Origin of the sequence: Methanobacterium petrolearium (assembly GCF_017873625.1) — an archaeon.
Lineage (GTDB): Archaea > Methanobacteriota > Methanobacteria > Methanobacteriales > Methanobacteriaceae > Methanobacterium > Methanobacterium petrolearium.
In genome coordinates this window covers 64,264-83,946 of the sequence record NZ_JAGGKL010000003.1, presented here as the reverse complement: position 1 = coordinate 83,946, position 19,683 = coordinate 64,264, and the positions used below count along the sequence as shown (strand labels likewise).

Below are 19,683 nucleotides of genomic sequence, written 5' to 3'. Positions count from 1 at the left end.
TATTAATACAGCTTCCAGAGAGAGAAGGGGGTTTGTAGGGGGAAAAAATGGCTTCAATTCTCTGGAAGCATGTATAGTTCCAACCGAAAAATAGAGTTAAATCCTGGTTGAAACCTAGAGGGGTTTGATGTGTGATAGACTCATTTTGGGGTTATCTAGTTCCAAGATTCTACTTGGAAAGTTTAGATGTGTAGTGTCCACACACAAATGATTATTAGTATTATAATCCTATATAAAGTTTGTGGTTATGATTCTGGTTTTGGAAAAAAAAATATTTTTTTCTCTCATTGATATGTCCCCATGAAAAGATCTAATCAATCTTTTGCATTCATTTGATGTATTGAAATTTTATTTTAGTATTTAAGTACATTTCAATGGGATTAATTTCTTAGCCCCAATTTAATAACTGTTTCTTCAGTCTTATTCATATCAGGAATCATATAATTTATTCCATTAATATGGGTGTACTCTCCGGTAACAACTCCGGTTGTAGCATTATCAATGTCAAAACCTGTAATTAATTTCTCAATTACCGTTGTTTCCAGTGGAGGAATATCAGTTTTCACATTTTCTCTTAGCATATTAAAAATGGTAGGAGCTTCCAGTATGTTAGAAGGTTTTAATGCTTCATTGATAATAGCTTTTATTGCTTGCTGGTGTCTTTTCATTCGTCCACCCTCAGAAGCATTATCGGACCTAAAACGAAGATAAATTAAAGCTTCTGCACCAGTTAATCTACTTTCTCCAGTTTTTCCATGTAATTCAGGTCTTGCAGCAGAGACATGTGGTTCTACATTCATAGTGATACCACCCAGGGTATCCACCATTTTTTTAAAATCAGTAAAGTCAACCAGTATGTAATAATCAATCTTCACATCCAAAAAATTCTCCACAGTCTTTATGGTGGTATTCACATCTCCATAGGCATATGCATGGTTAATTTTATTTACACCATTTCCCACAATTTGTACCCGGGTATCACGTGGTATAGAAAGAAGGGAAACTTCTTTAGTGTTTTTGTCAATGGATAGAATCTCAATAGAATCGGTAAATCCGTGTGTTTGAGGTGTACGAGCATCTGCGCCTAATAATAATATATTAATTCTTTCACGGGAATTTGTTTCAGAGGTAAAAAGTAAAAATGAGAAACTGGCCACCACTAAAATAAAGATTCCAATTAACGCTAAAATTAATATTTTTTTATTCATCTAAAAAACCCCAATTTTAAAATAATTACGTCTATTATCATTAATGAAAGCCCATGCGACTTTAATTTATTAAGCATAATATTATTTTCCCTTGTTTTTTAACATTGCACTGTCTTTTAATAAATATTATCTATAATAGATATAACACGCCCTTTTTCATAGACAATATGTCAATCTATGATTTTAGAAAGTAGAGCTTTTAAACTTTCCATATTCTCTTCCCTAAGGGGCAATACCTGCCTTTTACCATTAAAATCAAATTTTAAACGGGTGATGGGTGATCCGAATTCAATATTGCTAATTTCCTTCAGAGGATATTTTATTACCTTACCAGTTCTACTGTCACCCCAGAATGTTTTACGGTATTCTATTAAGCAGTTTTTAGTTATCTCTAAATCAAATGAATCATCTTCTAAAAATAACACGATTTCAGATAAATTTTTATCGCAGAATATGCAATATTCTGTGTTATCAGGATTTGCAGTGCCACATTCCGGGCAGATTAAACCAAAGTCTGCTATTTCCTGATTATCATCGGGAAACATCATAGTTATCACTTTTTTTTATGTATGTTTTAATCTTAATTAAATAAAATTATATCTAAAAAAATCTGAGTAATTTTTAATTAAAATAGATTTGTATTATTATTTTAGACAGTAGATCATTTGGATATTTTAAAATTTAGGCAATCCAATATCATCCCAGATTAAACAAACTCAATAATGAGAAATCTTAAAATAAGGAGTGTCCTGAAGAGGAATGGCGGCGGATTATCCCTAATCAGGACAGGGGTTTGTTATTTCGGCGGTGAAGGTAAAAATCCAGTTATTAATTAAAGATATGGCTTGAAACACAGTATAAGTCCAGAGCAATGTTGTCTATGAAACTGAATAGTTACCTCTAATTATTAAATTGATTCACAAACAATTATATTTTTAAACTGCATATTGTGATAAATTTCACAAAAAGCATTATAAATTTCTCATATGATTGTAGAGATGATGGATACTGGTTACTATAATTAAAAAAAAAGTTAAATCAGTGTGAATGTAACGATGTGGTAATCTAAGATAGTTAATTGTAACAAAACTCATCAAGTTATTGTTTTTTCTTATTTATTTTATATATTTTTTGTACCGGTAATATCAGTTGCTATGCCAATTCTGCGGTATATCTCTTTATTCTGATTTATTACAGGGAATGCTCTGACCCTTATCAATATTTGATCGTTATTCTGACGAATAACTCTACATTCTATTCCCTCTCGGTGCTGTGAACTTCCGTTTTTTCCAAATATATACGAAATGAATTCATCCTTATCTTGGGGGTGTATGGACTCAATCCATGATCTGGGATTTTGATATAGATTTTCAATACTATCACCCCATATTTTCTGATATGATGGACTCATGTAGAGAATTTGCCCAGTAAGAGGGTCGATAAGCCAGAAAACTTCATCGATGTTCTCAGACATTAACTGGAATATTTCCTCTCGCATCTTCATTTTAAATTCATTTAATTTTCTTTGGGTAATATCACGAATAATGAAGGTAGTGTATATTTCACCCTCGGTTTCCCATGTGTTTAAGGACATCTCCAGTGGAAACTCACTTCCATCTTTACGCATACCAAAGGAATCAAATACATTTCCTGACTCGGAATCATGCTGATGATGATAATCTAATTTCAATTGAAAATCTTCAACATGGCTTTTAGGAATCAGAGTATCAAAATATTCTCCCAATATTTCCTCTTCACTATACTCAAAGATTCTTTCCAGGCTACGATTACAAAATACAACCTTTTCATCGGTGTCAATGATTATAATGGCATCTACTGCAGTTTCAGCCAGGTTCCTGAACTTTTCTTCACTAGTTTTTAGAGCATATTCAACTCTTTTTCTTTCTGTGATATCATTCAAAACCCCAATTAAACCAATAACCTGATCATCATTGTTTTTAATAGCATTAGCTCTAATAAAAGCGGGAAAAACTCTTCCAGACTTACTAATCATCTCCAATTCTCCGTCCCAACTTCCCCCATCCATTATTATCTGAAAAATATGATTTCCCAGATCCTTGTCCACGAAGAGCTTAACCGGACCTAATGGTACATTAAGTTCCTCCACTGAGTACCCAAATAGTTCATTAAAAGAGTGGTTATGATAAAAATGACAACCATCGGGTTTTAATATTCCTATGGCATCTTCTGTAGATTCAATTCCTGCTAAAATACGTAACAACCTGGTTTGAGCTTTTTTACGCTCAGAAATATCCCTGGATATGGATGTAATCATGTTTTGCCCTTGAAAATTGAAAAGGTGATTGGTGATCTCGGTTATTATCTCATTCCCGTCCTTGCTGATCTGTACAGCTTCGAAAATTATTTTACCCTTGGAATTTAGTTTTTCCATTAATTTAGGCATTTTTTGCCATGTTTCTTGAGTTATAACATCTTTAGGGCCCATTTCCAATAGTTCTTCCCTGGTGTAACCTAACCTATTGCACACCACATCATTCACTTCATAAAATCTGCCAGGCAAACCATCATCCTCAATGCTATGTAGGGAGACACCATCATTGGCATTGTTGAAAACCTCTTGGAATTTTTCTTCACTTTTTTGGAGGGCTTCTCCTGTCTGTTTTAAGGGGGTTACATCATGGGCAATAAGCTGCACCATTTTCATTCCACCATTTTTTATGGGCATGGGCTGGATATTTGTACGGAAATAATGTTCTTTACCTCTGATGATTGTTTTCCCCTCAAAAACCTGCCCTTCATTGTTATCAAGAACATTTCTTATGTCTTCTATCTGGGAATCTGCGTGTTCTTTGGGGAAAACATCCCACATGGTTTTTCCCTGGAAATTTTCTGTTTTGCATCCAAAAAATCGGGCAGCACTAGGATTTACCATAATAAACTCGCCATTGTAGTTGATGATGGCAATGGGATCATCAGCATTCTCAATTAGTAGACGATACCTGTCTTCGCTTTCATAAAGAGCATTTTCCATCTTGTACTTGATAGAAACCAGTTCCAGGGTTAATAAAAGCTCTCGAGATTCAAAAGGTTTCTTGAGGTATATTACATTAGAATCAAAACTACCAATAGGAGTTTCATCTGAATTAGAAGTAATATAAATAATGGGAATGTAAGTTTCCCTATGCAATTCTTTTAATTGATTCAGGAGCGAATGGTTTTTTGTGAATGACTTATCCATTAAAACAAGATCAACAGTATTAATGTTAGTATAGTTAAAATTAAATTCAGTATTATGGGTATTATAAACTTTAGGATATAAACAATTTTTTTTTTCGAATTCAGAAACAGAAATCGTGTTAAAATTCGCTGAAGATAGGATTTCTTTGATTTTACTGGCCTGGGAAAAATCATCCATTGCAAGAAGTATGCTAGTATCAGTCATTAGAAACCCCATTTTCAATTGATCATACTATGGGTTATCAGTTGCTACTGGATGAAAATAGAAAGTTTTATAAAGCACATTGGCAGGGTACTCACTCATAATATGCAAATGAAAATTAATATTGAATAGGGGATAATCTATTTTTTAGAGGTTAGAAGAATAAAAAATTATTTTTCCTTTTTTCCATAAATGTATTACATTAAACCGCTTAGAATTCAAAATTACAAATCGATTTCAAATATTTTTTTTAAGAGAATATAAGTTCTATAAATTCTTAAAAATTCAAAATTTAGTATGAAAGTACCCTCACATCTACCCTAATTTATAAAAATACTCATCTTTTCCATAGTTATGTTCTAGTAATATGTAATGGCTTTATTATTAAAATTCAATTAGAATTATAATAAATTTACTTCGTTAAACGCGCCTATTACGAAGTAAGATTATAATCAATTAGCAAAAGTAAGATTATAATCAATTAGCAAATCTTTAAATGTAGTAGATAATAATTTTGAATAAAGTATTTTTTACATTTTATTAAAATTTCAACTAATAATGTGGTGGTACTATAAATTTAGCAAAAAGCAATGCAAATTTTATCAGAAACTACTGCAAATCAAATTATAATAACTGATCATACTAAAAAAAGATTATTAGAAAGATCTCTAGATAAAGAACTGATCATTGATTGTTTAACAAATCTAGAAATTAAAGGGATGTTAGAACAAAGTTATAACCATAAGAAAAATAATAAATATAAAGTGTTTTATGAACATCCTAAGATAAAAGAATATGATATTATTATAGTGATTGGTATTGAGCAAAACAAAAATATAAAAGTCATAACTACATATATACAGAATAAGGATAGAAGGGTACGCAAATGAAAAACGTAAGCGATTTAAAGGTTTTAAAAGATTATGATGCTCCTAATGATTCCTTATTCATGTTTATAGGTGGTGACATAGAGTATAAGGAATCTATAGAGATTAATGATCATATCATATTAGATTTTGATAAAAAAGGAGAAATTGTATCTTTTGAAATATTGGACGTATCCAAAATTCTCGGTGTAGATAAATTTTCAATTAAAAATCTTAAAAAGCTTAGAGGAAATATTGGGGTAAATAAAGATTTTATTCTGGTAGACTTTACTTTCACTGTACCTGTACATCAAAAAAACATTGAGAAGCCAATTTTAATAGAAGCTCCTAATGATCTCAACTTACCAAATACAACTGCTAGTTTAGGTTTAGCAACAGCATAATTTTATTTAACAAATTTCTTCTTTTCTATTGAATAATAACACTCAGCAGTATACGTCTAAAAAAAATGTTTGTTTGATCATACCTCATAAATTTAATCCATTCAGAAATATCTATCTGTTAATAATTTTTACTAACTACTCGAGATTTAGGTTTGATATAGGTCGAGATCTAAAGAAAAAAACAATGGGAATTTTTTAAAATATATTGTTATATGACCTTTCAATATTGGTTGTTAAATTTTATGAATCAAAATTTAAACGAACTTGTGGCTAACAATATTAACGTTTAACGAAGTAATCTAACTTTCATTATGAAATTATTTTCGCATCTAAAAACTTCCTATTTATTTTGTTGGGGTTATGGGTTAATCTGCTTACATCATTAACATGGTGTTGTTCTATAATTCAATAATGAAGACCAATATATTAAGTAGAAACATTTATGATTAGGAATAAGCATATGACATTGTAACAAATATAAAACTTTTAAAAGCATTTTTAACAACGTTAAAGAAAATTAAATGGCCATGTTAAGTTAAGTAATGCAAAAAGTGAAATTATGTATATAGTTATCACTGGTGATTTAAAATCATCCAAAAAAATTAATAATAGATCTCTTTCCCAAGATAATCTGAAAAATGCAATTAATGAACTTAATTCTAATTTCAATGAATATATTGTTTCAGACTTTAGAATTATTGGTGGAGATGGTTTTCAAGGGATGATCTCTACATATAATATTATAATTGATATTTATTTCTCACTTTTCCAAACAATTAATCATCCTTTTTATTTAGGCGTTGGAACTGGGCCTATTTCTACACCATTAAGCAACTATGTTCAAGAAATCGACGGTGAAGCCTTTCATCTTTCTTCAAAAGCTTTGAATACTGCCAAAAAGAAGAATAGGTGGGTCGTTCTTAAAAGTGATTTAAAGAATAATGATTTGATTGAATGTATCTTCAATTTTACATTTGATATAATGTGGAGTTGGACTGATAGAAGAAAGGAAATTATATTATTTTATCGAAACCATAATGAAAATACAGTTGCAATAGAGAAAGCCGCTTTTGAATTTAATATTGGAAATCGAAGTATTTATAAGACTTTAGAAGCTGGCAAATATTCCATGATAAAATATGGGGAAAAAGTTTTACAGAATGAGTTAACTAGAAACGATCCCCATGATCCACTTTAGGTTCAAATTCTAAATTGATCCAAATAAGGTTCAAATTCTAAATTGATCCAAATAAGGTTCAAAAGTTGAGGAAAAAAGTGTGATTGAATGTTGTTAGAACTATTTATTTTAATTTTAGGATATGGATTAATGGTAATTTTAGGAATTGCAATTCAAATGTTCCTAAAACCCTTCAGTACAAATGTTGAAAACTCTGGTATTGATAAAGCAGGTAAATACATCGGAATATTCGAAAGGATAATTATTTTCACTTTAGTTTTGACAAATCAATATGCAGCCATATCTATTGTATTTGGTGCAAAATCTATAGCAAGATTCAAGGAACTCAATACAAGACATTTCGCTGAATATTATTTATTAGGGACATTTGCTAGTATCACCGTTGCTTTAGTAGTTGGAATTATATTTAAATTACTTTTTGGAAACTTTAATTTTTAGAACACATCTGAGTTGAATTAACCTGGATCCTACTAAAGAGAATTATATTAAGAACTAGCAAACAGAATAGAGAAGATTAATAAATTCTTATGAGGTTAGGGGATCTGTTCTTGGGAGGGGAATGGATGAAATTGTTTAGTGATAAAGGGAAAGATGGTGAAAGCGGGAAAAAAACCACTGATGAGTGGATCGCTTCTGGTCAGGAGTATTACAATCAAAATAAGTTTAGTGAAGCCATTGAATGTTACAATGAAGCTTTGAAACATGACCCAGATAACGTTACAGTTTGGGGGGAGAAAGGGAAGGCAAATTACAAGTTGGAAAACTATGAAGACTCTCTCGATGATTTAGAACATGCTATTAGAATGGATCCGGAATACGTAATGGGTTATTATCTAAAAGCATTCCCCCTGGTACAGTTAAAACAGTACACAGAAGCAGTTGAAAGTTTTAAAATATTCCAGGAAAACGCTGGACCAGAATATGAAAGAGAACTTGAAATCGCACGTAATAACCTTAAAACACTACTTAAACATGGTGTTAACAAATTCGACGATTATAAAAGAATATTCCCTTTAAAAGACCAGTTCGATATTACCAGTACTGATCTGGAAGTTGAAGGAAGATTAAAAGATCGGATAGTGAAGATATACGGTCAGATGAATGGATTAAGATTTTGTGATGTTGATTTCCTTGACAAAATCAAAGAAGACCTGTTTTTCATCAGATACAACCAGATCGACTCTATTGAATTTGAAAAGAGTGTTTTATCCGGGAAAATACTGTTAAATGCTGAAGGCGCTCAATTCATCATCAACTGTTTCTCGTCCAGAGATGGTCGCAGTTTCGTTGACCGGGTTCAGGAAAGAATTTCCCAAACCAAACCCCTCCTGAAGACAGATAAACCCTCTAAATTTCTGGGATATAATAGAAAAACCCGATCCGAAGTTGAAATTTCAATTTCTGGTGACGGTATATCCATAAAAAATAGGGAAGATACTAACGGTGTACATGCACAGCTTTTTAATTATGAGGATATTGAAAGTGTCAAGTTCCATGAAAGTTTATTAAACATCCATGAAGGTGTGCAAAGGGGAGAACTGGTAATTAAATTAAAAAATAAATCAGAAATTGAGATGAACAAGGTAGATAGTACAGATGGAAGATACATCGAAGATGTAGTTCAGGAAAAACTATTTAAAGTGGGCACAGTTTTCCATGAGAAACTTAAATCACTCTCAACTGAAGGATCTATGATTAAACATGAAACAGATCCTCTGGATGAAATTGAAAAGGCAAAAAAACTACTTGATATGGGTGCCATCACTGAAAAACAATTTGAAGAGATTAAAAACAAGTGTCTTAAAAAATTGGGTTAAATCAGCGTTGTGTAAAAGAGTGTAACTACCAGTTGACACCAATTAAAATTGGCATGCACATGACTTATTGATTGCATACTTTTTTTTGTTTAAAATGTATCTACGGGGGCTATCGTTTATTGTACTTGATTAGGCTTTCAGGAAAATTACCCATGATATAATCCGTTATCCCACGATTTTCCAGGTCTTCAATTATTTTTTTCCGGAATTCCAGTTCAGTGCGTGCTTCATCGAGATTTTTTTTGGTGATAAATAATCTATGCTCAATTTTATGCTTTTCTCGTTGCAATTGTTGAAAATTATTGAGTTTTTCATCGAGCTGTTTGACTTCAAACTCATGAACCTGTTTTTTTAATTGTTTTTTCTCTTCAATAACATCCAGAAGGATCTCCTGGTTGTTGTTGAATTTTTCTTTAAGGAATTCAATTTCTGATTCTTTCTTGGCAAGTTCCATCTCCAACTTTTTAATATGAGACTGGGTGTTCTCTGGAGAACTTGCATCCTTCGATTTTTTTAGGGTATAGTTATCTTTCATACTTAAGTCGCCTTACTGGTTTTTGGTGAATTCCTTTGTAATGTCATTGGGGGGAATTGATTATTAAATATTATTAAAAATCTACAGGATTCATAAATGAATGATCATTCAATCATCATTTAAAAATTGGCGGCTACTTTAGAATGAAAAAATTTGAATTTCATTTTTTGAATTTCATTTGATTAATGTTTATTCATAGAATGAATTCATGGACTTTGATCACTGTTAGATTGATACACCAAAATAATTGTTGGATTGATAGTACAGAATCATTTTTAATCAAGTAGATCTTGATAAATATTATATTCAATTATTCCTGTTCCCATATAATGATAATTATCTTTTTTTAAAAACTTTAAAAATCATTCAATATTAACTGTTAGATGTATACTAAAATTAGTAGATACATGGATTTCTCAAAATTTTAAAAATATCCAATGATTGGAAAGATAAATGTGGAAAATTTTATGGAAATAAATCTACCCTGCTAGTGACATATCTACCAATTTAAGGATAAATTTATTGATCACCAAAAATTTATTGATCACCAAAAACAAAAGAAATATGATAAAATTCCAAATTCAAAAATTCCAAATTCAGTTATCGTATTCTAGTTATCTATGATATCATGGATTTGGAGATGATGGATATGGAACTAATAATAGTATTGCAAAGAGAAATCATGTTAGTTTAAAAAAATTATGGAGGTGAAGTTTCATGCCAGTTATAACCATAGATGCCCCACCAATGAACAAGGATCAGAAAAGAGAACTTGTCAGTTCATTTGCCAAAAAAGCCAGTGAAGTGTTCAACCTTCCGGTTACCGCCATGGTGATCATAATCAATGAAGTTGAATCTGAAAACGTGGGTGTGGGCGACATCCTACTATGCGATCGCCAACAGGATGAATGAAAAGCTCATACCAAATAGAAATCTAAAAAATTGATAATAAATGAAGATCTGTGATAATAAATGAAGATCTAAGATAATAAAAGAAGATTGAAGAAAAAAAAGATTTATCTTAAACTAAAAAAAATAATCATGGCGGTAACATGTCTGAAAAAGATTCCCTCAAATCTAAAAACTACAAAAACCATTTGAAAACTGAAAAAAGCCCTTATCTACTGCAACATGCCGATAATCCTGTAGATTGGTACTCATGGGGTGATGAAGCATTCCAAAAGGCTGAAAAAGAAGATAAACCTATTTTTTTATCAATTGGTTATTCAACATGTCACTGGTGCCATGTTATGGCCAAAGAATCTTTTCAGGACCCTGAAATAGGCGAACTCATGAATCAGGTCTTCGTATCAGTTAAAGTGGATCGGGAAGAAAGGCCAGACATTGACAAGGTTTACATGACTGCATGTCAGATGATCACCGGCACCGGGGGTTGGCCATTAACCATAATCATGACCCCGGATCTTAAACCCTTCTTTGCAGGAACTTATTTCCCCAAAGAGAGTGGAAGTAGAGGTGCAGGCCTCAGGGATCTAATCTTAAATGTTAAGGATCTCTGGGAGAATAGTAGGACTGATCTGGTCAAATCTGCAGAAGAATTAACTTCATCACTGCAACAACTGTCTCAATTTGAGACTGGTAAAGAACATGGAGATAACATCTTAAAAAAAGCATATCAATCCATTTTGGATAACTTTGATGATGAATATGGAGGTTTCGGTGAATATCAGAAATTTCCCACCCCACATCACTTATTATTCTTATTACGTTACTGGAAACTCACTGATGATGTGAACGCTCTTACCATGGTGGAAAAAACCTTAGATGCCATGGTAAAGGGAGGGGTGTATGATCAAGTGGGTTTCGGTTTTCATCGTTACAGCATAGATCGCCACTGGATCCAACCACATTTCGAGAAGATGTTATATGATCAGGCGCTTCTGGTAATGGCTTACACCGAGGCATATCAAGCCACTGGAAAAACAAGATACAGGGAAACTGCTGAAGAAATCCTAGAATATGTTTTACGGAACATGAAATCTCCTGAAGGGGGTTTTTATTCAGCTGAAGATGCAGACAGTGAAGGGGAGGAAGGAAAGTTCTACCTGTGGACCCGGGATGAAATTTTAAAATTACTGGGACCAGAAGATGGAGAGATCTTTTGCCAAGTGTTCAATGTTTCTCCAGAAGGAAACTACAAAGAAGAGGCAACCGGTCAAAAAACGGGTAAAAACATAATTTACCGGAGTAAAACTTGGGATGAACTTTCATCAATATTAGGAAAATCAAAGGATGAACTCTGGTGGAAAATGGAGAGTGCAAGGGAAAAATTATTCAATACCCGCGAGCTGAGAATACACCCCCACAAGGATGATAAAATACTCACTGACTGGAATGGTCTTATCATTGCTGCACTCGCACTGGCAGGTAAGACCTACAAAAGGGAAAATTATATCGTAGCAGCGATAGAAGCTTTGGACTTCATAACTAACCATTTACAAGTTCAGGATCGCTTGATGCATCGATGGAGAGATGGTCAGGCAGCTGTGGATGGTAATCTTGATGACCATGCTTACCTGATCTGGGGTTTACTGGAACTTTACCAGGCCACCTTCCAACCAGACTATCTAAACATGGCCATGAACTTTAACCAAAAACTCATGGATCATTTCTGGGACAAGGAAAAGGGAGCCTTTTTTTTCACCCCAGACTATACTCCGGAAGTGCTGGTAAGGCAGAAAGATGCCTATGATTCTGCATTACCCTCTGGAAATTCTGTGCAAATGTTAAACCTTCAAAGGATCTACCTTTTAACTGGAAATTCCAAAAATAGAGAGGCATCTCTTGTTCTGGAGAAGTATTTTGCACCTCTAATGGAGCGGTCACCAGCAGCTTTCACCATGTTCCTTTCTGGATTTACCTTAAAACTCGGGCCTTCATTTGAAATTATAATCGTTGGAGATGACAGAGACGTATCTGGAGTCATAGATGCATTAAGGAAAAAGTACCTCCCTAACTGTGTTTTTGTATTAAAATTGGATAACAAAATTTTAAATGAATTAATTGAAAATTTGGAAGATAAAAATATAGTCAATAATCAGGTTACATTATATGTTTGTGGGGATGGAGCATGTTATCCACCCATAAATAGCCTAAAAGAGTTGTTTGAGATTCTCAAAAAAAGGTAATTGGTTAAACAAGATTAAAACTCAAAATTTAATTTTTTTCTCATTCATGAGGTAGTGAAACAAGTTTTGAGTAAACAGTCTTGATATTTCGGTTTAAAAGGTGAGATAACTCTCTTATCCTGCTTGCATCTCCTTCCAGGATGAAGAGTTCAAGACATTGGTTATCCTGCAAGTGGCTGTGGATTTGTGTGCGAATTATGTCTTCAAAATGGTGTTTGACTTCGGTTACTTTATCTTCTAATCTTTGAGGATGGATTAAGATGAGTATGGAATTGATATGTCCTTCTAAATCTTTTTTTTCTTCATTTTCGCTGATCAAAAGACGGGTACTGGCCCGAATTATTTCGGAACGGCCAGAAAAACCTGCTTCTTCTTTCAGAGCATCAATCTCTTTTAGTAGTTTTTCACTAAGAGATACACTAATAATAGTCATAGCCATGATGTTTTAATAACTCCCTATAAATACCTTGCTAATTTTTATTAAGAAAATTTATAAATATTAATAAAACCAATATAATTCCAGTTTTATACATTTTTCAGGTGCCACAATGGAAAGAAAAGTTCTATACGCTATTATAGTATGTTCAATTTTAATTCTGCTTATAGCAACTGCTGTATACATCATAGAAAATAATTACTCCAATGCAGATAATCAATCAAAACTTTCCGGGGGGAAGATAGGGGTGGTGGTTACTATTGGACCTCAGGAAGAGTTCGCAAAACGTATCGGTGGGGATAAGGTTAATGTTACTGTTATGGTACCCTCAGGTGCTGATCCACATACCTATGAACCCCTACCCAACCAGATGAAGGAAGTTGAAGATGCTGATGTATATTTTCAGGTAGGATCAGACATTGAATTCGAACAAACCTGGATGGATAAACTCACAGCAATGAACCCCCAGATGAAAGTAGTAAACACTTCACAGGGAATTGAACTAATTCCCAACACAGCCGAGCAGGAGGAAGGCAGCGATCCACATGTATGGGTTTCACCCAGAAACGCCAAGATCATGGTGGAAAATATGTACGAAAGCCTGGTTGAGATCGACCCACAAAATAAGGATTATTATACCAAAAATAAGGATGAATACCTAAAACAACTGGATGAACTCGATAAAAACATTACACAAATATTGAGTGGAAAAAACAATACCAAAATAATGGTTTACCATCCAGCATGGGCCTATTTTTGCAGAGATTACAATCTCTACCAGATATCCATTGAGGATGAGGGAAAAGAACCCACTCCCCAGGGTATAGCTAACCTGATAGACCAGGCTAAGCAGGAAAACATCAGTGTTGTCTTTGTAAGTCCAGAGTTCAGTTCCAGCAATGCAAAAGTCATTGCCGATGAAATTGGAGGAAAGGTAGTAGTAGTGGATCCACTCAGTGAAAATTACCTGGACAACATGAAGAAGGTAGCAGAAGCCTTTGCCAACACTTAAAGTTATTTTTAACAACTGAAAATATTGAAACTATAATTATAAGATTTAAATCTAATCTAAGGTGAATTATAATGGAAAATGCGGTTGAAATTGAAGAAGTATCTGTAACATTCCATGAACAGCCCGTTTTAGAGGATATAAATCTTTCCATCAAGATCAACGATTTTTTAGCCATAATCGGTCCCAATGGTGGGGGTAAAAGCACCTTACTCAAAACAATATTAGGGTTAATTAAAGTGGATCATGGTAACATAACAGTTTTTGGTAACCAGCCAGGTAATCCTGATAATCCCATTGGATATCTCCCACAGCATGTCTCTTTTGACCCGGATTTCCCGATAAATGTTTTTGACACAGTTTTATCCGGAAGATACCACGGTCTTTTAAAAAATTATTCGGATGATGACCGAAAAAAGGTTACAAAAGCCTTGAGGGAAGTGGGCATGCTGGATAAAAAGGATCGTCAAATAAGCCGGCTTTCTGGAGGACAAATGCAAAGAGTATTCATTGCCCGTGCAATTGTACGAGAACCCAAATTATTACTACTTGATGAACCAATGGCCAGCATAGACCCTGAAATGCAGAACTCCTTTTATAATCTGTTGTCACGACTAAGGGATAAAATGGCCATAGTACTGGTAAGTCATGATGTGGGGGCAGTTTCCAGCCACGTGGATAACATAGCCTGTCTGAATCAGAAACTCTTCTATCATGGGTCAGCAGAAAATGCAGCAGGACCACTGGAAAAAATGTATAGATGTCCCATTGATCTACTGAGCCATGGGATTCCTCATAGAGTCCTAAAGAAACATTAATCTCCAGATAAATCATAGAAAAATATGGAAGGAACAAAGAAAACATGACAGGAATTCTTGAATACACTTTCATGCAGAATGCATTCATGGCAGCCATTCTAGTTAGTGTAGCATGTGGATTAGTGGGAACTTATGTGGTGATAAAGAGGATAGTTTTCATCAGCGGAGGAATTTCCCATGCAGCCTTCGGAGGCATAGGTCTGGGATATTTCATGGGAATAAATCCCATACTAGCAGCCATACCATTCAGCATAGTATCCGCCCTGATCATGGGGTTCACAAGCAAAAAAGTTAAAATCAGTGACGACACTGCCATTGGAATACTTTGGAGTATAGGAATGGCCATTGGTATCATATTTATCAATTTAACACCAGGTTATGTGCCAGATCTAATGACCTATCTTTTCGGGAGCATACTCACTGTCCCATTTAACGATCTGTTCATCATGCTCATCCTGGATGTGGCAATCATAATAACAGTTGTGGTGTTCCAGAGAGAATTTCAGGGTATTTCCTTTGATGAAGAATTCAGTCACGTGGTTGGAATGCCCACCACAGCCATATACCTTCTCCTTCTATCTTTGGTGGCTCTTTCAGTAGTGGTAATGATTAAAGTAGTTGGGGTTATATTGGTAATTGCCCTTTTAGCCATCCCTGCAGCCATTGCCAAACAATACACCTATAAAATAGGTAGAATGATGATACTGGCAGTGATTCTGGGAATGATACTCACCACGGGAGGATTATACCTTTCTTATTTATTCAACCTTGCATCTGGAGCTACCATCGTACTTACACTGGGTTTAGGCTTTTTTATTTCATCTTTACTTCAGAAAGTCATGGAATGAATCTAAGTATTAGGTCTTCCTTTCTACCAGCATGGTTATATCAGCATTATATCAGATGGTTATTAGTTAGTCCTACTAAAAAGGAAGGAACATATTATAAAAGAGATATAAATATATGTTATGTTATCATCTAAGTATGTCCATATCATTATTTTATTATTTATTTTAGCGTCGTTTACAGGCACATCATCAGCTGATGTAGTTAATCCTGGTGAAAAAACCATCTCCTTAAGCTATCAACTTACTAACATCCAAGATTATCCTGATTACGTTTTCATCCTTCATGGAACTCCCAATCCCTCCATGGAGGTCTTAAACTCATCTCAATTCAATTTTTATAAACTAAGTACCTGTTCTATATATGCTGTGCCCAGAACGGTTTTTGATTCAGTTAAATTAGATCAGATGAATGAAACACATGTAGAACAGTTCCTTAACAACGATTCAAGAGTAGTACGTTCCAACCTTCAATTGGACGGTATTTATGGAACAGTTAGTGACAGTAATCCACTCCAAAGCGCCTTGATAACTCTTAAAATAAATTCGATTCAGGGTAATGACCTGAATATTGAAAAAACCAGCATCATCTATTCCTATGAAAATGGTCAAACTGAGGAAAAAGCATTCACTAACCAAGATCAAACCCCTGAACCAAGCAACCCTGTATCCTGGGGTGATTACATTTATTTCATAATACTCCCTATTCTGGCACTGGCTGCTGTAATTTTCATTCTTATTAGGAGAAGATCCAATTAACTTCACTTAACATAATTCAAATAACTAAACAGATTGCACATTAAATTTATTGAATTTATTGAATAGAAAAATAGGACCATGTACAACCTTATTTTCTACTGGATCATAACAGTAATAGTTGAATTTCTGGTTATCTGGTTGTTTATCCAGAGTGAACCCTTAAAACTTCTTGTTTATTCTATTTTAATAAATTCTATCACTCTACCCCTGGCAACATTCAGTTATCTGTACTTATATCCTAACTTTTTTTTAACTGAAACTGTTGTTTTTCTGGCAGAAGGTATTTTCCTGAAATTGTTGCTTAAGTTTGATTATTCAAAGGCTTTTATGATCTCATTGGTGGCAAACCTTGCCACAGGAATCTTAGGATTATTATTTAGTATTTTATTTAATTTCCAATAATACGGCTGTAATGATTAATTAACAGTTACAGAACCTACAAATACATTTAACCCTACAGATGCCTCAACAACCGCTTTTGCGGGAATTGTGAGTATGCAAGAGAGTGGAAGTCAGGTTGGTTTATTATTTTTAGCATTAAGCCTAATTTCTGCAAGGATAGCCTACTCTAAAAAGGATTAATACTATTTTAAAAAGAAAAAATTTATTATTTTTTTATTTCTATTTTAAAGAAAAATTAAGAATTTATGGTTTTTTAATGGATTCAACTCCATTGGAAGTGGCAATTAAAACCTGGTCAGCTATTCCTGCGAATACACCATTTTCCACAACACCAGGAATACTGTTAAGTTCTATTTCAAGTTCCTTTGGATTTGGAATCTCTTTAAACTGAACATCCACCACAAAATTATTGTTATCTGTTATCACAGGACCGTCTTTCATTTGAGCCATTCTAAGGGAAGGAACACCACCCGCAGCTTTTACTTGTTCAGTCACTGGCCTGTATGCTGATGGTATGACTTCCAGGGGGACTGGGAAATCTCCAAGTTTCTCAACCTTTTTGGATTCATCTACAATGACTAAGAATTTATCAGCTGCTGAGTCAACGATTTTTTCAAGGGTATGGGCAGCTCCACCACCTTTAATAAGATTCAACTGAGGGTCTACTTCATCAGCACCATCAACAGCAAGATCAGGAAGATGTTCATCTAGGGTGGTTATGGGTATTTTACAATCTCTTGCCAGGAAAAATGACTGATAAGATGTGGGTATGCCCATAATATCCAGTTCTTCTTCCATAATCCGGTTTCCAAGTTTTTGGATAAAGTAGTGTGATGTTGAACCGGTTCCTAATCCTAAAATCTGTCCATCATTAACCATCATCGCTGCTTCATTGGCAACTTGCCTTTTCGCCTCATCTACCAGTTGAACTGCTTCCCAGGCAATTTCTTTTTTCGGATGCATGTGTGTTCTCCCTGTTAAATTAATACTGCAATTTTTTTTTAAATCTTGTAACTATTTTAAAGATTATATCTTTTTTTTAGTTCATTCCAAGCAGTTCTTATTCATAACCTCTCACAACTGTTTAAGAAGAACAACGCTTAGATTTAACCCTTTAGGACATTTTTCTTTGGGTTTACCCATTTTTTTCATTATTTTACACTTATCTTCTCGATAAAGGCCCTCAGGAAAACAAAATTCTTGCATAGAACAGTTTTCTTCACAGTTCGGAGGTAAAAACACAATATTGGAACCTTCAAATGCACGTTTTGAGTCGATAGCGGTTTTAAAAGTGGCTTTTTCGACATCAACTACCTTTACTTTACCTCCCTCGTGAACCAGGCAGGGATGTTCGGTGTTTTTTACTTCTCTGATTCTGTACAACCTTCCTTCTTCTAGAGAATCAATACAGGTTCCCTTAAAGCGACACTTTTCGCATTGGCTGGCAGCCCCAAAATGCATGAATTTAAGTCCTTTCTCTGCTAAATCAGTTCCAATGAGGGTTATCATTACATTCCACTCCCATGTTTAATCGATTACTCCTGTTTTACGTGCTAATTTCTCGGCAGCTTCTTCGGTAAGTCCCCTATCACCTAATATGGTGTACCTTTCTTTCCTAATTGTATGAGCTTTAGTTAAAGCTTCAACGATATATTCAGGATCTATTCCAAGTTGCGATGCATTAATAGGTGCTTTAATAGTTTTTAAAGTTTCACGGATGAATTTCCAATCCCCTCCATGTAAATACATCATCATAATAGTCCCTACTCCACATTGTTCGCCATGGAGGGCAGGTTTAGGTGCTAAAATGTCTAGTGCATGGCTGAATTTATGTTCAGCTCCACTGGCGGGTCTGCTGTTTCCGGCAATACTGATAGCCATTCCACTGGATATAAGTGCCTTCACCACAATGGCTGCGCTTTCAATCAAACCTTCTTTTATGTCATCAGCGGATTTAATCAGCATTTCAGCAGTTATGAGAGATAATGCTGCTGATGAATCGCTAAAATCTTCATTTAACAAACGGTGAGCCAGTTTCCAGTCTAAGATTGCTGTATAATTAGAAATTATATCTCCGCATCCAGAGGCTAATAAGCGAAATGGTGCCTGGCTGATGATTTGGGTATCGGCAATAACTCCAACTGGTGGTTCAACCGCCAGAGAAACACTACCTTCGTGATTTTTAATTGAAGCCCTTGGAGAAGAAATACCATCATGCGATGCTGCTGTGGGAATGCTTATGCAGTGTTTTCCGGATTTAGTTGATGCCATTTTAGCAACATCGATTACTTTTCCACCACCCACTCCTAAAACAGCATTAACATCACTCATACAATTTTGAACTTGTGAAACAGCGTCCAGTGACGGTTTATCAATAATTATAGTCTCCACATCGAATTCACATTCATGAAGGCTATCTATTACTTTTTCCCCGGCAATTTTCATGGTATGGGGTCCACCAGCCACTAATACTTTGCTTTTGATTTTCAGATCCTTGCAAATGGATCCGGTTTCCTTGATTACTCCCGGGCCACTGTGAATTTCCCGTGGTAATTTAACACGATTAAAATCCATGTATATCTCCTTTTTTAATATCCATATGATATTTAGGATGCAAGATAAAATAATTTTTGATTTAATAATCCAGATTCAAGTGTTGATAAACAACAGATGGATGAATTTACAAATCTTATAATTGTGAAGTGAGGAAAATAAATATCTAATGATGTTAATTCACGGTTTTTGATTATTTTTTACAGGATCAATAATTTAACATAGATTTTTTTGGATAATGATGTTCATGACGACCTTATATG

The 19,683-nt window shown here is 34.2% G+C and carries 19 protein-coding genes; 11 read left to right on the top strand and 8 right to left on the bottom strand.

Going from position 1 to position 19,683, the window contains the following annotated elements; all coding sequences use genetic code 11:
• Positions 1 to 380: 380 nt before the first annotated feature.
• The 3 genes from J2743_RS03610 to J2743_RS03600 all read right to left on the bottom strand — a co-directional run bounded on the left by J2743_RS03610 (position 381) and on the right by J2743_RS03600 (position 4,632).
• Positions 381 to 1,208: an LCP family protein gene (locus J2743_RS03610; protein WP_209625207.1), complete on the bottom strand. Its 828-nt coding sequence runs from the start codon at positions 1,206 to 1,208 to the stop codon at positions 381 to 383.
• Between the two features lie 170 nt (positions 1,209 to 1,378).
• Entirely contained in the window at positions 1,379 to 1,756 is a 378-nt protein-coding gene (locus J2743_RS03605; protein ID WP_209625206.1) for a hypothetical protein, read from the bottom strand.
• 572 nt (positions 1,757 to 2,328) lie between these two features.
• Positions 2,329 to 4,632 carry a PAS domain S-box protein gene (locus J2743_RS03600; protein ID WP_209625205.1) on the bottom strand — a complete coding sequence of 768 codons (2,304 nt, stop codon included), beginning with the start codon at positions 4,630 to 4,632 and terminating at the stop codon, positions 2,329 to 2,331.
• 587 nt (positions 4,633 to 5,219) lie between these two features.
• Here J2743_RS03600 and J2743_RS03595 point away from each other — a divergent pair.
• The 5 genes from J2743_RS03595 (at position 5,220) to J2743_RS03575 (ending at position 8,914) form a co-directional block, all read left to right on the top strand.
• Positions 5,220 to 5,519: a DUF4258 domain-containing protein gene (locus J2743_RS03595; protein ID WP_209625204.1), complete on the top strand. Its 300-nt coding sequence runs from the start codon at positions 5,220 to 5,222 to the stop codon at positions 5,517 to 5,519.
• Complete coding sequence (locus J2743_RS03590) at positions 5,516 to 5,899, top strand: DUF2283 domain-containing protein (RefSeq protein WP_209625203.1); 384 nt, start codon at positions 5,516 to 5,518, stop codon at positions 5,897 to 5,899. Before J2743_RS03595 ends, J2743_RS03590 begins: the two co-directional genes overlap by 4 nt.
• Positions 5,900 to 6,458: 559 nt before the next feature.
• Positions 6,459 to 7,097: a SatD family protein gene (locus J2743_RS03585; protein WP_209625202.1), complete on the top strand. Its 639-nt coding sequence runs from the start codon at positions 6,459 to 6,461 to the stop codon at positions 7,095 to 7,097.
• 87 nt (positions 7,098 to 7,184) lie between these two features.
• Positions 7,185 to 7,535 carry a hypothetical protein gene (locus J2743_RS03580; RefSeq protein ID WP_245248012.1) on the top strand — a complete coding sequence of 117 codons (351 nt, stop codon included), beginning with the start codon at positions 7,185 to 7,187 and terminating at the stop codon, positions 7,533 to 7,535.
• Between the two features lie 125 nt (positions 7,536 to 7,660).
• Positions 7,661 to 8,914, top strand: coding sequence for a tetratricopeptide repeat protein (locus tag J2743_RS03575; protein ID WP_209625201.1), 1,254 nt, complete (start codon positions 7,661 to 7,663; stop codon positions 8,912 to 8,914).
• 109 nt (positions 8,915 to 9,023) lie between these two features.
• On the opposite strand, the gene J2743_RS03570 is transcribed toward J2743_RS03575, so the two are convergent.
• Positions 9,024 to 9,449 (bottom strand): hypothetical protein, encoded by a 426-nt coding sequence (locus tag J2743_RS03570; RefSeq protein WP_209625200.1) that lies wholly within the window; start codon positions 9,447 to 9,449, stop codon positions 9,024 to 9,026.
• Between the two features lie 717 nt (positions 9,450 to 10,166).
• Here J2743_RS03570 and dmpI point away from each other — a divergent pair.
• Both dmpI and J2743_RS03560 read left to right on the top strand, forming a co-directional pair.
• Positions 10,167 to 10,361, top strand: a complete 195-nt coding sequence (gene dmpI / locus J2743_RS03565; protein WP_209625199.1) for a 4-oxalocrotonate tautomerase DmpI — start codon at positions 10,167 to 10,169, stop codon at positions 10,359 to 10,361.
• A 140-nt stretch (positions 10,362 to 10,501) separates the two neighbouring features.
• Positions 10,502 to 12,598, top strand: coding sequence for a thioredoxin domain-containing protein (locus tag J2743_RS03560; protein WP_209625198.1), 2,097 nt, complete (start codon positions 10,502 to 10,504; stop codon positions 12,596 to 12,598).
• A 40-nt stretch (positions 12,599 to 12,638) separates the two neighbouring features.
• Here the strand turns inward: J2743_RS03560 and J2743_RS03555 are convergent, their stop codons facing one another.
• Positions 12,639 to 13,037, bottom strand: a complete 399-nt coding sequence (locus tag J2743_RS03555) for a CopG family ribbon-helix-helix protein (protein WP_342451628.1) — start codon at positions 13,035 to 13,037, stop codon at positions 12,639 to 12,641.
• 109 nt (positions 13,038 to 13,146) lie between these two features.
• Between J2743_RS03555 and J2743_RS03550 the strand changes: the two genes are divergently transcribed.
• From J2743_RS03550 to J2743_RS03535, 4 genes are all read left to right on the top strand, one after another.
• Positions 13,147 to 14,046 carry a metal ABC transporter solute-binding protein, Zn/Mn family gene (locus J2743_RS03550; protein ID WP_209625197.1) on the top strand — a complete coding sequence of 300 codons (900 nt, stop codon included), beginning with the start codon at positions 13,147 to 13,149 and terminating at the stop codon, positions 14,044 to 14,046.
• Positions 14,047 to 14,117: 71 nt separating this feature from the next.
• Complete coding sequence (locus tag J2743_RS03545; RefSeq protein WP_209625196.1) at positions 14,118 to 14,861, top strand: metal ABC transporter ATP-binding protein; 744 nt, start codon at positions 14,118 to 14,120, stop codon at positions 14,859 to 14,861.
• 44 nt (positions 14,862 to 14,905) lie between these two features.
• Positions 14,906 to 15,709, top strand: coding sequence for a metal ABC transporter permease (locus J2743_RS03540; protein ID WP_209625195.1), 804 nt, complete (start codon positions 14,906 to 14,908; stop codon positions 15,707 to 15,709).
• A gap of 120 nt (positions 15,710 to 15,829) precedes the next feature.
• Positions 15,830 to 16,465 carry a hypothetical protein gene (locus tag J2743_RS03535; RefSeq protein ID WP_209625194.1) on the top strand — a complete coding sequence of 212 codons (636 nt, stop codon included), beginning with the start codon at positions 15,830 to 15,832 and terminating at the stop codon, positions 16,463 to 16,465.
• 645 nt (positions 16,466 to 17,110) lie between these two features.
• On the opposite strand, the gene rpiA is transcribed toward J2743_RS03535, so the two are convergent.
• The 3 genes from rpiA to J2743_RS03520 form a co-directional block, all read right to left on the bottom strand.
• The gene (gene rpiA / locus J2743_RS03530) at positions 17,111 to 17,830 is read right to left on the bottom strand and encodes a ribose-5-phosphate isomerase RpiA (protein WP_209625193.1); all 720 of its coding nucleotides are present in this window, start codon (positions 17,828 to 17,830) and stop codon (positions 17,111 to 17,113) included.
• Positions 17,831 to 17,941: 111 nt separating this feature from the next.
• Entirely contained in the window at positions 17,942 to 18,376 is a 435-nt protein-coding gene (locus J2743_RS03525) for a UPF0179 family protein (RefSeq protein WP_209625192.1), read from the bottom strand.
• 18 nt (positions 18,377 to 18,394) lie between these two features.
• Positions 18,395 to 19,441: an NAD(P)-dependent glycerol-1-phosphate dehydrogenase gene (locus J2743_RS03520; RefSeq protein WP_209625191.1), complete on the bottom strand. Its 1,047-nt coding sequence runs from the start codon at positions 19,439 to 19,441 to the stop codon at positions 18,395 to 18,397.
• Between the last annotated feature and the right edge of the window lie 242 nt (positions 19,442 to 19,683).

What these genes read in the sequence shown, in the direction of transcription:
- J2743_RS03610 (WP_209625207.1), bottom strand. Translation starts at nt 1,208, where the DNA reads ATGAATAAAAAAATATTAATTTTAGCGTTAATTGGAATCTTTATTTTA.
- J2743_RS03605 (WP_209625206.1), bottom strand. Translation starts at nt 1,756, where the DNA reads ATGATGTTTCCCGATGATAATCAGGAAATAGCAGACTTTGGTTTAATC.
- J2743_RS03600 (WP_209625205.1), bottom strand. Translation starts at nt 4,632, where the DNA reads ATGACTGATACTAGCATACTTCTTGCAATGGATGATTTTTCCCAGGCC.
- J2743_RS03595 (WP_209625204.1), top strand. Translation starts at nt 5,220, where the DNA reads ATGCAAATTTTATCAGAAACTACTGCAAATCAAATTATAATAACTGAT.
- J2743_RS03590 (WP_209625203.1), top strand. Translation starts at nt 5,516, where the DNA reads ATGAAAAACGTAAGCGATTTAAAGGTTTTAAAAGATTATGATGCTCCT.
- J2743_RS03585 (WP_209625202.1), top strand. Translation starts at nt 6,459, where the DNA reads ATGTATATAGTTATCACTGGTGATTTAAAATCATCCAAAAAAATTAAT.
- J2743_RS03580 (WP_245248012.1), top strand. Translation starts at nt 7,185, where the DNA reads ATGTTGTTAGAACTATTTATTTTAATTTTAGGATATGGATTAATGGTA.
- J2743_RS03575 (WP_209625201.1), top strand. Translation starts at nt 7,661, where the DNA reads ATGAAATTGTTTAGTGATAAAGGGAAAGATGGTGAAAGCGGGAAAAAA.
- J2743_RS03570 (WP_209625200.1), bottom strand. Translation starts at nt 9,449, where the DNA reads ATGAAAGATAACTATACCCTAAAAAAATCGAAGGATGCAAGTTCTCCA.
- dmpI (WP_209625199.1), top strand. Translation starts at nt 10,167, where the DNA reads ATGCCAGTTATAACCATAGATGCCCCACCAATGAACAAGGATCAGAAA.
- J2743_RS03560 (WP_209625198.1), top strand. Translation starts at nt 10,502, where the DNA reads ATGTCTGAAAAAGATTCCCTCAAATCTAAAAACTACAAAAACCATTTG.
- J2743_RS03555 (WP_342451628.1), bottom strand. Translation starts at nt 13,037, where the DNA reads ATGGCTATGACTATTATTAGTGTATCTCTTAGTGAAAAACTACTAAAA.
- J2743_RS03550 (WP_209625197.1), top strand. Translation starts at nt 13,147, where the DNA reads ATGGAAAGAAAAGTTCTATACGCTATTATAGTATGTTCAATTTTAATT.
- J2743_RS03545 (WP_209625196.1), top strand. Translation starts at nt 14,118, where the DNA reads ATGGAAAATGCGGTTGAAATTGAAGAAGTATCTGTAACATTCCATGAA.
- J2743_RS03540 (WP_209625195.1), top strand. Translation starts at nt 14,906, where the DNA reads ATGACAGGAATTCTTGAATACACTTTCATGCAGAATGCATTCATGGCA.
- J2743_RS03535 (WP_209625194.1), top strand. Translation starts at nt 15,830, where the DNA reads ATGTTATCATCTAAGTATGTCCATATCATTATTTTATTATTTATTTTA.
- rpiA (WP_209625193.1), bottom strand. Translation starts at nt 17,830, where the DNA reads ATGCATCCGAAAAAAGAAATTGCCTGGGAAGCAGTTCAACTGGTAGAT.
- J2743_RS03525 (WP_209625192.1), bottom strand. Translation starts at nt 18,376, where the DNA reads ATGATAACCCTCATTGGAACTGATTTAGCAGAGAAAGGACTTAAATTC.
- J2743_RS03520 (WP_209625191.1), bottom strand. Translation starts at nt 19,441, where the DNA reads ATGGATTTTAATCGTGTTAAATTACCACGGGAAATTCACAGTGGCCCG.